This is a genomic window from Isoptericola sediminis (assembly GCF_013085345.1).
In the GTDB taxonomy this organism is placed as follows: Bacteria; Actinomycetota; Actinomycetes; order Actinomycetales; family Cellulomonadaceae; genus Isoptericola; species Isoptericola sediminis.
The window spans coordinates 19,079-29,825 of the sequence record NZ_JABFAJ010000012.1 but is presented as its reverse complement, the minus strand read 5'-3'; the positions used below and the strand labels follow the sequence as shown (position 1 = coordinate 29,825).

Genomic DNA, 10,747 nt, shown 5'->3' with positions numbered 1-10,747 from the left:
TTTCATTGCACTTGCCTATCTCTCACCACCCCAGGTCCACCGGCAACTTTCTACCAAGCGCGTAGGCGCTCTCCCCCAGTTCACAGCGACCGACGAACGTCAGCCACAGGTCGCCGTCTGCGCCGCGCGTCGCCCGCGTCCCGGCGACACCACGCCCGTCGCCGTACCCGGCACGGCATGCGATGTCCCGGTGCTCGGCCGACGTCGCTCCGCGCCCCTCCCGGACGTTGATCGCGAGCAGCCCGCCGTCGTACAGCACCTGCGACCAGAGAGCGGCCGCGCCGCTCCCCCACGGGTCCGGCGCGACCGGCGGCTCGTCCTTGACGGGGTCGAAGACCGGCCGGTCCGCGGCCGGCGCCCTCCCGTCGGCCGCAGGCACCTCGACCGGCTCCGGCGTCAGGTCGACGCGCAGCCACGACGCATCGGCCCCGCTCTCCCCCACGTACTGCAGCAGGTCGTCCTGGCGCGGCTGGCCGATCACCATCCGGTACGCCCCGACCGTGCGCTGAAGCCGGCGGTAGTGCTGCTTCTCGCGACTCAGCGGGAGCACCGGGACGTACCGCTCAATCGCGGCGCCGCCGTCGCGCGCGTAGACCCAGTACGGCGTGATGTCCGACCCGTCGGTCGCGCACGCCCGTGACGCCGCGGCGAACACACCCGACCAGGGGTCGCCGTCAAGGCCGCCCAGCACCGCACCACCGTGGTCGGCCGCGACATTCTTGCGCACCGCGTGCCCCTTGTACCGGTGCACGCGCCCCTCGCGCTGCTCGAGGTCGACCGGGTTGCTCGGCAGGTTCCAGTGCACCAGGGCGTGGCTGTAGGTGTGGAAGTCCAGTCCCTCCTGCCCCACCGACGTCGAGGCCAGCACGAACGGCCGGAAGGGCGAGTTGTACGCCTCGCGCACCGTCGACTCGCGCACCGCCGTCTGATCGCTGGTCGCTGCCCGCCCGTACCGGGCCGCGAAGTGGCTCGCCATGCGGTGCTCGTCGAGCTCGACCCGGCCGTCGGCGACCCGCACCTGCTCGACGACGTTCGTCGCCGCGCGGATCGTGAGCGCCTCGGTCATGACGTCCGAGATCGTCACAGCCCGATCCAGCCGATGCGCCTCCTGCAAGCCTTCCGACTCGACCAGCACGTGCGCGTACTCGTCGAGGACGGACTGCAGCACCCCGTCGAGGCAGTGGTCGAGCACGGCACGCCAGTAGCGCTCGTCGTCCTCCGCGCGCAGGATCGCCACGATCTCCGGCTTGTTGAACAGCGACCGCAACCCCTGCGCGACGAAGAACGCCTCGCGCCGGATCACCGGGTGCCCGAGCGCCCGCTCTCCGCCGGTCACCCGTGACAGCGCCCGCAACGCACACACTCCCGGGCCCGCCACCGCCATCTGCGCGAGCACCGTCGCCAGGTCGGTGGGCCGCCGACCCAGCCCGAGCCCGGAGACCTGCTGCGCGAGCCGCAGGTGCGCCTGGAAGGCGGAGCCGTCGTCGTGGCGGTCGTCCTCGCCGCCGTCGGCGAGGAGATGCCAGAACGCTCCGTCGTCGTGCTCCCCCGCCTGGTCGAGCAGCATCGGGGCGGCCCAGTACCAGCGCCGGTCGACGTCGCCGCTCTCACCCCCCGGGGGCAACGCGGCGAGCAACGGCTCAAGCCGTCCGCGGACGACGTCGAGCACTGTCTGCGCGTCCGCGTCCAGCGTGTCGAGCTCGCGGGCGACGTCGAGCGGGTCCCCCAGCCGGGCGAGCACCGAGGACGGGTGCAGCAGCCCGAGCGTCGACATCGCTCCCGGTCGCGGATCGTCGCCGGAGGTCATGCGGAACTGCAGCGGCGGCGTCACCGGCCGGTCGTCGTACCGTCGGCGCGGCCGGCCGGCCGCGGGCATGTCGCCCGACGACGCCTCCATCGCGCGCCGCTCGGCGCCGTAGCTCATCATCACCGCGACCGCCTTGGGCACCACCGCCCACGCGGAGAAGACGAGCCGCTTGGTGAACGACCGCAGCGCGGGATCCGCGTACGCACCGGCCGGGGCATAGTACGGCAGTGACGGCGGCACCCACGCCAGCCGCCACGCGCCGCGGTCCAGCACGTCGCTGACCAGCCCGCGCATCTTGGCGTTGCCCGGGTCGATCGCCCGGTAACTGCGCACGTCGTCCCAGGTCAAGAGCCCCGACGCCTGCGCGAGCGCAGCGGCGACGTCCGGATCGCCCCGCTCGACGGCCGCCTGGAACCGGGTCCGCACCTGGTAGGAGTCGCGATCCATGAGGTTGAGCGGGTACGGCGTGGAACGCCAGTACTCGAAGACGTCGTGCCGGTCGATCTGCCGGGCCACCTCGTCGAAGGTCCGCCAGGAACGCAGGTCGTCGGGCGTGAGGCGGACGTCGAGCGGCTTCTCGCAGAGCATGCCGTCCCGGTCGGGCGTCGCGGCGAGTCGTTCGGTGCGGCACATGACCTGCCGCAGCTCGTGCTGGACGCGGTCGCGGGCGGCGCGGGCGCGGTCGGGGTCGCCACCGGTGAGCACCTCCGCGCGCAGGGTGCGCAGCCCGCGCTCGACGACGGCGGCCCGCTCGTCGCCGCCGAGGAATCGGATGGTGCGGGTGAAGTCGCGGTAGTGGTCGTCACCCTCCGGCTCGTCGGGCAACGTGTACATCTTGTACGGCGTGGCCGAGAGCAGCAGCACCTTGGCATCCGGGTGGTCGAAGACGGCGTGCGCCAGACCGGCCCCCTCGTCGTCGGCGTCCGCGTCGAGCAGATCCTTGAACCGCTGGAACTCGTCGAGGATCACCAGGTCCGGTTCCAGGTGCTCGACCGACGCGCGGGCGACGAGCTGGCGCAACGTGCCGACGAGCCGGTCCCGGCGCCGGGCGAGCTCGCCCTCGGCGGGGCGGCGCCGGTAGGCGAACTCGTCGGCGCAGGCCTCGAGCTCGGCGGTGAGCGGTGCGCCACCGGGACCGGTGGCCTGCGCGATCTCCTCCTCCAGGGACCGGCACAGCTCGTCGTCGAGATCGGCGCGGTCGACGGCAGCGAGGCGTCGCTCGAAGTTCTCCAGGCTCATCCAGCCCTGGAAGAACTTCTTCCAGGCGTTGCGCCGCGTGAACTCGCCGCCGCGGCTCTTGGCGAGCATCTGGTAGAGCAGCGCCCGCTCCTCGGCCTTGCCGCCCGTGCTGCTCACCTGGAACGAGGTGCCCGGTGTGAACGAGACGAAGTTCAGGCGGCTCTGGCGCAGGTCCCGGATGACGTGCGGCAGCAGGGTGAGGCGGTCGGCGTGGCGCAGCTCGGTGCCGCCGACGACGTTGAGCCGGGACAGGTTCTGCCGGGCGATCTGGCTGTTGGAGCAGATGTAGACGACGTCGAGGCGCCGGTCGGGGTCGTCCCACAGGTGGTCGACGGCCCGGGCGATGACTCCCTTGGCGACCATCGTCTTGCCGAGCCCGACCTCGTCGGCGACGAGGAACCGCTTGATGGCGTCCTCGTCGGTGAACAGCCGTCGGAAGGCGTGCTCGACGGTGGCGCGCTGGAAGTCCTTGAGGCTCGCCAGCGTGCGCTCGACGTCAGGCCGGGTCTCGGTCATGCGCGTCCTTCCTGGTGCACCTGCCACACGACATCCCACAGCTCGTCGAAACCGTCCGGGACGAGGTCCTCGGCGCGGTCGAGCTCACGCAGCTCCTCGACGAGGCTGGCCACGCGCGCTAGGGCGTCCTCGTCACGGCCGGTGGCACGCACCAGCGGTTCGAAGAGCGCGACGTCCTCGACGGAGTGCCCGGACCCGCCGTGGAAACCGGCACCGTCGACGCCGGCGAGCTGCGCGAACAACGCGTCGTACGAGGGGTCACCGAGCAGCAGGACGAGGTAGCGCAGCACGTCGGCCTTGCTCTGCAGGACCGAGGCGACGGCGTCCTGGCGACGTGAGCCCACGGCACCGGTCAGGTCGGCCTTGAGGACGCAGCGCCGCGTGGCGCGGGCGTCGCCGCTGCCCGCGGTGGTCTCCACGGCGACGAACGGGGTGACGTGGGACGGGGCGACGGTCCACTCGACCTGACCGGCCAGGGTCCGGGACTGGCCGTCCCCGGGCAGGGAGGCGAGCCAGACGCGGGTCTCGCCGGGCATGTCGTCCGGCAGGGTCAGCGTCAGCGTGGCGCGGACCCGCTCGTCGTCGAGCGGTTCGACGTGCAGGACCGGCCCACCGACCGCGAGCGCCCGGTGGAACGCCTCCAGGGCGTACGAGGTCTCGATCGCGGCGTCGTCGGTCCCCTCAGCCGTGGACACCGCGTGCTCGGCGAGCATCCGTCGCAGCCCGGGGGCCTCGTCGGACCCGTCGAGGGTGGCCGCCACGCCGCACGACGCCGTCGGACCGGTCAGCACGGCGTCGAACTCGACGCTGCGGCCCCAGGGGGCCGCGGTGAGGTTGGCGCTGCCGGTCACGGTCATCGACTGCGACCGCGGCAGGTCGAGCACGAAGGTCTTGGCGTGCAGGCCCTCACCGACGGCGAACTCGTCGGGTGCCGACGACGGTGCGTCGACGTCTTCACCAGCCTCGGCGAGGCGCTGCAGCACCGTGGCTTCCCACCCCGCCAACGCCTGCGAACCGACGAGCTCCAGGGACTCGGGACGAGAGACCAGCACCCGGTCGGTGCTCAGCGCGCCCAGCCGACGCACCGCGTGCCGGGTCAGGAACGGGCTGATGGCGAGCAGCCGCCGCGCCTCGTCCGGGAACGGCCACACCGGCTCGTCCGCCAAGCCGATCGGCAGCAGGCGGCCGCCCGTGAAGGGCTCCGGCGGCGCGAGGCTCACCTGGGCCAGCGTCGTGGCGAGCTCGTCGACCTGGGCGGCGCGGTCGGGCTGCAGCTCGCGGAGCGCCAGTCCCGGGAGCCCTCGCAGGAACTCCGCGGCCGGTGCCGCCTCGATCGTGCCGCCGTCGGACTCGTCCAGGACCAGTGCGGTGTCCCACGAGCGGTCGAAGGTGAGGTTCCGGCTCAGCACCACTACGCGGTGCACGAAGCCGCCGTCGGGGCCGACGAACCGCAGCGCCCACATCTTGGGGTGGAACAGCGTGCGTCCCTCGGGCGGCATCACCTCGAGCACGCTGTCCTCGACGAACGTGTGGATCGGGCGGTAGGCCGCGGGGACGTGGATCCCGCCGGCCTGGCAGAACACGGTGGTGCGGGCGGTGTGCCGGCGCACCGCCTCGAGCAGGCGGACCGGATCGACGGCGAGGACGTCGTCGCCGGAGTGGTCGTAGAGCGCGAACGACAAGGGCGCGAGCAGCAGGGCCGTGAGATCGAGCGAGTAGGAGGTCCCGACGGCGGTGTCGACGCGGTAGCCGGCGGGCGGACGCAGGGCGTCGGTAAGCATGACGCGGGTCTGTGGAGTGAGCATCAGGCCGCCACCTCGATCCCGCGGGCGCTGTAGAGGTCCTCGAGGTGGGACCGCGCGACGAGCCAGCGGAAGTCGTGGCGGCCGGTGCCGCTCGCGCCGGTCCAGCGGTCCAGCGCCGACTGGTTGAGCAGGCGGGCACGGCCGCCCTTGATGCTCTTCTCCCGCGTGCTCACCAGGATGCGCGCCTCGTCGGCATCGGCGACGCCGTCGTGCGCGGCGATCAGGTCGAGCCATCGGTCGACGAAGGCACGCGTCACCGCGCGGACCCGCGGGTTGCTGGCGTGGACCGTGGCCCAGAAGTCGGCGCGGTCCCAGTCCGCGAGCGCCCCGGTCGCGTCCAGCTCGGAGCGCCAGTCGCCCAGTGCGTCGCGGTACGCATCCACGAGCTCCTCCTGCTCGGAGGCCTCTGCCAGGAGCAGGTTGTACAGGAGCGCCGCCCCGTGGATCGCCAGGCTGTAGCGGCGGGCGTGGTCGACCGCGACGCGGAGATGTTCCGGCGCCTCGTCGAGATGCTCGAGGTCCCAGACCCTCCGCGGTAGCTCGCCCGGCGGGTGGTGGACGAGCCACGCGAGCATCGAACCGCGCGTCGACGCCGCGATGCGGTCGGAGAGGTACTGCTCCTCGGCCGGTGTGAGCGCGAGGCCGGTGGCGTTCAGCAGCTCGTCCGGTGCCGGCGGCAGGTGCGGGTCGATCCCCGTGGCCGGGACGAAGGCACGGGATTCCGGGTCGTCGGTCGCTGCCGTGCGGCGCTGCAGGGCGCGGGTGTCGTGCATCCGGCGGAAGTACGCGTCGGCGGTCGCGACGTCGCGGACGCCCCAGGCGTCGAGCGCCGACCAGTACATCGCGCTGGGCAGCTGCTTCAGATTTGTCCGCGCACGGTTCCCGATGACTCCCTGGGTCTCACCGCCCGCCATCAGGCTCGTGATCAGGCGGAACTCGAGGCGTCGGAACTCGGCACTCATCTCCGTCGGGCTGCTCTTGTGCGCGGCCCGCTGCATCAGCCACGGGACGAACAGCACGTATCTCAGCCGGGTGTGCAGCACGGAGGTGCCGGGGAAGAGCAGGTCGGAGATCGCGTCGCGGATGGTGCCGACCCCGAGGTCGTCGACGGTGCCCTGCTCCCGGAAGAGGGCCACGACCTCGAGCATCTTCTGCCGTTGCTGGGCATCGACATCGAGCCAGCCGAAGGAGGACACCATGAGGTTGATCCTTGCCGACCTGCCGGACGTGTGACCAGAGCACGCGTCCGGTTTCACCCGGTTGGCGTCTGACTACCCCAGCGACTTGCCGTGCGCGAAGTAGGCGTGCTCGATCTCGTCGCCCCTCACGGTGCGGCCGAGCTCGATCGCCGCCAACCAGGCCTGCTCGGCGGCGGTGTCCAGCCACCGGGCGTACAGGTCCGCGGACCACGGACCGTCCTCAGGCACCGACCAGCCGTGGAGGTCGTTGAGCGCCCGGACGACGGACCGGTCCAGAACCAGCGCGTCACCGCCGCGCACCCCGCCCCGGCTCCCGAAGTCCGCGGCGTAGAGGTAGGTGCTGATCAGTGTTGGGCCGAGGTGCTTCACGTGCGCGGACCCGCCGCGCAGCATCGAGCGGTAGGCATCGACGGCGCCCCGCCCGGTGCCGAGGTGCTTGGCGGCCAGGCGCAGCCGTGACAGCACCTCTGACGGATCCGTTCCGCCGAGGGCCCGCGCGCCGCGGCTCGCCGCGAGGGCCCGGTCCCCCGCGCTCCACACGCCGGCTGCGAGCAGCGCCCGCGCCTCCCAGTCGTCAGAACCGTCGGCGGCGGCGAGCACCCGGCCGCGCGAGATCCGGCGGTACTCCCGTCCGTCCGGGTCCTCGGGCAGGTCATCGAGCCACCCCGACGCCGGCACGCGCGTCGTCCACCACCGCGGACGGAACCGGACGTCCTGCCCGAGCAGCGCCTCCCGCCCGGGGAGTCGTTCGAGCAAGGACTGGCCACCGGCCAAGCGTGTCGCCATGGTCGTTGATGCTCCTTCGGATGGCGTCGGACGGAGGGGGCTCGCTCCCCGTCATCGGCACGCCAGGGCACCGGGACGGGTGGCACGACGTAGATCTTGGCCGAGACGGGCGGCGGTGACCAGCACGCACCACCGATCTACCCCGATGCCTCCGGCCGAAGAGACGTCCGAGATCGCCCCTCCTCGCGCGGTCGTACCTTCCGCGCCCGGGACGTACCCGGCGGGTACGACCCGGTGACGGAAGGTACGACCGCGAGCGACAACGGGGAGTCTGCACGGCGGACGATGCCACGAACAGCTGCCGGCCGACGGCGGCACGCTACGGTCGCCTCATGCCCGGCACCCTGCTCGTCCGCCCGCCGTCGCCCCGTCTCGCCGAGGGCGAGCTGACCCACCTCGACCGCGTCCCGGTCGACGCCGACCTGTCGCGACGACAGTGGCAGGAGTACCGGACGACGTTCGCCGCGCGGGGCTGGCAGGTGCACGAGCTTCCCGCCGCGGATGCGCACCCGGACGGGGTCTTCGTCGAGGACACCGTCGTGGTGTTCGACGACCTCGCCGTCCTGACCCGCCCCGGCGCCGCGTCGCGCCGGGGCGAGGTCGCGAGCATGCGGCCAGTGGTCGAAGGCCTCGGCCTGGAGGTCGCCGCGATCGAGGAGCACGCCACCCTCGAGGGCGGGGACGTGCTCAAGGTGGGTCGCACCGTCTACGTCGGACGCAGCAGCCGCACCGACGACGCCGGCGTGGACCAGCTCCGCACGCTCCTCGAGCCGCGCGGCTGGCGGGTCGTGCCCGTCCCGGTGACCCGTGTGCTGCACCTCAAGAGCGCCGTGACGGCGCTGCCCGACGGCACCGTCATCGGCCACGAGCCGCTGGTCGACGCCCCCGAGCTGTTCGATCGCTTCGTCCCCGTCCCCGAGCCGGAGGGGAACGCCGTCGTCGTCCTCGACGACCGCACGGTGCTGCTGTCGGCGAGCGCGCCGCGCACCGCGGACCTGCTCCGGGACCGTGGCCTGGACGTCGTCACCGCGCCGGTGACGGAGTTCGAGAAGCTGGAGGGCTGCGTGACCTGCCTGTCGGTGCGGGTGCGCTGACTCGCCGCCGATCGTCCTGACTCGCGGCAAGAAGTCCTGACTCGCGGGGATCAGGCCGCCAGGGGCGGCTCGGCGATCAGGTCGCGCAACGGGACGCACCCGCTGGTCCGGGACGACGCCGCGGCGAGGCCACGCCGGACGGAGTCGACGAGCTGGTCGTGCCCGGCCATCGCCGTCGTCCGGTCGGGGTAGGACTCCTCGTGCGTCGTCTCGTCGGTGAGCAGCAACGAGACCGGACTGTCGTCGTCGGCGCCGGCCGGGAGCACGTAACCCAGCGGGTGCACGCTCACCCGGTAGATCAGCGGGCGCTCGTGCCGGGCCTCCTCCCGGTCGACACCGACCCAGCGGACCTCGACGACGTAGTCGGCGCCCACCAGCGTCTGCGCCACGAGCCGCTCGGCCGTGTGCCACATGACGGCCCAGCGCGCCTGGGAGATGGGCATGCCGTCCAGGTCGTAGTAGCGCGGTCCGATCAGATCGTCCATGCCCCTGGCCCCTCGTCGACGTGCCCGACCCGGGAACCGTAACCTCGCGGACCGCCGTGCGGAACCCCCGGGGGCGGACGGGTTCGCTCGGGATCAGGCGTCGGCCAGCCGCCGCTCGAGGCCGTCCAGGACGAGTGCGAGCCCGTCGTCGAACTGGTCGGCGAAGCGGTAGTCGCCGCCGACCACGAGCTCGCCGACCATCTCGGCCAGGTGCGGGTACTCCGCCAGCGGCAGGTCGACGGCCGCCACGAACTCCCCGGCGTCCTCACCGGCCTCGAACGGGAGGCTCTGCTCGGTGAGGACGAACCCGTAGACGTAGGCGTCGATCGCCGCGAAGGCCTGGCTCGCGAGTGCGACGGAGAAGCCGCCGGCACGCAGGCACCCGAGCACGGTGTCGTGATGGTGCAGCAGCCCGGGGCCGGGCGTGCGCCGTGACTCGACGAGGCCGAGGGCCCAGGGATGCGCCGCCAGGACCGTTCGCGCCGACTCGGCCCGGGCGGCCATCGCCGGTCGCCACGGGTCGCCGACCGTGGGCAGGGCGATCCGGGTGAACACCCAGTCGGCGAGCTGGTCGAGCAACGCCTCCTTGTTCGCGACGTGGTGGTAGAGCGACATCGCCTCGACGCCGAGACGTCGTCCGACGTTGCGCATGCTGACGGCCGTCAGCCCGCCCTCGTCGGCGACCTGGACCGCCGCCTCGACGATCTTCGTGCTGCTCAGCGTCGTGCGTGCCACGAATCCTCCCTGGACCCTTGTCTTTCTTACACGCGTAAGCCTACAGTGGAGCCACCAGCCTTACACCTGTCAGGAGAAAAATCATGCGTGCAGCAGTCGCCCGGCGGTACGGCCCGCCCGAGGTCGTCCACGTCGACGACGTCCCCGATCCGGTTCCCAGACCGGGCGAGGTGCTCGTCCGCGTGCGGGCCGCCGCGGTCACGGTCGCCGACGCCCGCATTCGGGGGTCGCGGTTCCCCGCCGGGTTCCGCCTCCTCGCCCGGCTCGGCCTCGGCCTCCGCCGTCCGCGCCGCCCGATCCTCGGCGGCGTCTACTCCGGCGTCGTGGAGGCGGTCGGCCCGGACGTGACCGGCCTCTCACCCGGCGACGAGGTCGCCGGGATGACCGGGGGCCGGATGGGGACCCACGCCGAGCTCGTCGTCGTCCCCACCGAGCGGGCCGTCCCGAAGCCCGGGGGCGTCAGCCACGAGGACGCCGCGGCCGTGCCCTTCGGCGGCACGACGGCGCTGCACTACCTGACGCGCCGGGCGACCGTCACCGACGGCACCACGGTGCTCGTGGTCGGTGCCTCCGGCGCGGTGGGCACGAGCGTCGTCCAGCTCGCCCGCCACCTCGGCGCGACGGTCACCGGTGTCACGAGCACGCCGAACCTCGACCTGGTCCGGCGGCTCGGCGCCCAGCACGTCGTCGACTACACGACCACACCCGTGGCCGAGCTCACCGGCCGCTACGACGTCGTGGTCGACGTCGTCGGGGCGCTGAGCACCCGGGCCGGACGACGCCTGCTCACCGACGACGGCGTCCTGCTGCTCGTCACCGGTACGTTCGGCCAGACGATCACCTCGTTCGGCCGGGTCCGTTCCGGCCCGGCGCCCGAGAAGCCCGAGGACGTCGCGGAGCTGCTCCGCCTCCTCGCCGACGGGGAGCTCGACCCGGTCGTCGAGTCCGTCGGCGGGCTCGACGACGTCGCCGCCGCGCACGCGCGCATCGACACCGGTCGCAAGGTCGGAAACATCGTCGTCACGCCCTGAGGACCGACGCGACGCGATGCGTCCGCCGTCGGATCGTCGGCGCCCGGACA

At 72.7% G+C, this 10,747-nt stretch carries 8 protein-coding genes; 2 read left to right on the top strand and 6 right to left on the bottom strand.

Features of this window, described 5'->3' with window-relative positions:
- Positions 1-22 precede the first annotated feature (22 nt).
- The 4 genes from HLI28_RS07100 to HLI28_RS07085 all read right to left on the bottom strand — a co-directional run bounded on the left by HLI28_RS07100 (position 23) and on the right by HLI28_RS07085 (position 7,352).
- The gene (locus HLI28_RS07100) at positions 23-3,562 is read right to left on the bottom strand and encodes a helicase-related protein (RefSeq protein ID WP_171246817.1); all 3,540 of its coding nucleotides are present in this window, start codon (positions 3,560-3,562) and stop codon (positions 23-25) included.
- On the bottom strand, positions 3,559-5,343 hold the full coding sequence (locus HLI28_RS07095; protein WP_246246504.1) for a phospholipase D family protein: 1,785 nt from the start codon (positions 5,341-5,343) through the stop codon (positions 3,559-3,561). Before HLI28_RS07095 ends, HLI28_RS07100 begins: the two co-directional genes overlap by 4 nt.
- Before the next feature lie 23 nt (positions 5,344-5,366).
- Entirely contained in the window at positions 5,367-6,566 is a 1,200-nt protein-coding gene (locus HLI28_RS07090) for a DUF6361 family protein (protein ID WP_171246815.1), read from the bottom strand.
- 72 nt (positions 6,567-6,638) lie between these two features.
- Positions 6,639-7,352 (bottom strand): 8-oxoguanine DNA glycosylase OGG fold protein, encoded by a 714-nt coding sequence (locus HLI28_RS07085; RefSeq protein ID WP_171246814.1) that lies wholly within the window; start codon positions 7,350-7,352, stop codon positions 6,639-6,641.
- Between the two features lie 332 nt (positions 7,353-7,684).
- On the opposite strand from HLI28_RS07085, the gene ddaH reads away from it, so the two are divergent.
- Entirely contained in the window at positions 7,685-8,446 is a 762-nt protein-coding gene (gene ddaH, locus HLI28_RS07080; RefSeq protein WP_171246813.1) for a dimethylargininase, read from the top strand.
- Between the two features lie 50 nt (positions 8,447-8,496).
- On the opposite strand, the gene HLI28_RS07075 is transcribed toward ddaH, so the two are convergent.
- On the bottom strand, positions 8,497-8,931 hold the full coding sequence (locus HLI28_RS07075; RefSeq protein WP_171246812.1) for a hypothetical protein: 435 nt from the start codon (positions 8,929-8,931) through the stop codon (positions 8,497-8,499).
- Positions 8,932-9,024: 93 nt separating this feature from the next.
- Entirely contained in the window at positions 9,025-9,666 is a 642-nt protein-coding gene (locus HLI28_RS07070) for a TetR/AcrR family transcriptional regulator C-terminal domain-containing protein (protein ID WP_171246811.1), read from the bottom strand.
- 83 nt (positions 9,667-9,749) lie between these two features.
- Between HLI28_RS07070 and HLI28_RS07065 the strand changes: the two genes are divergently transcribed.
- On the top strand, positions 9,750-10,697 hold the full coding sequence (locus tag HLI28_RS07065; RefSeq protein ID WP_171246810.1) for an NAD(P)-dependent alcohol dehydrogenase: 948 nt from the start codon (positions 9,750-9,752) through the stop codon (positions 10,695-10,697).
- Positions 10,698-10,747: the final 50 nt, after the last annotated feature.

Bases quoted from the DNA above. Each gene is read 5' to 3' on its own strand.
- HLI28_RS07085 (WP_171246814.1), bottom strand. From the start codon at position 7,352: ATGGCGACACGCTTGGCCGGTGGCCAGTCCTTGCTCGAACGACTCCCC.
- HLI28_RS07090 (WP_171246815.1), bottom strand. From the start codon at position 6,566: ATGGTGTCCTCCTTCGGCTGGCTCGATGTCGATGCCCAGCAACGGCAG.
- HLI28_RS07065 (WP_171246810.1), top strand. From the start codon at position 9,750: ATGCGTGCAGCAGTCGCCCGGCGGTACGGCCCGCCCGAGGTCGTCCAC.
- HLI28_RS07075 (WP_171246812.1), bottom strand. From the start codon at position 8,931: ATGGACGATCTGATCGGACCGCGCTACTACGACCTGGACGGCATGCCC.
- HLI28_RS07095 (WP_246246504.1), bottom strand. From the start codon at position 5,343: ATGCTTACCGACGCCCTGCGTCCGCCCGCCGGCTACCGCGTCGACACC.
- ddaH (WP_171246813.1), top strand. From the start codon at position 7,685: ATGCCCGGCACCCTGCTCGTCCGCCCGCCGTCGCCCCGTCTCGCCGAG.
- HLI28_RS07100 (WP_171246817.1), bottom strand. From the start codon at position 3,562: ATGACCGAGACCCGGCCTGACGTCGAGCGCACGCTGGCGAGCCTCAAG.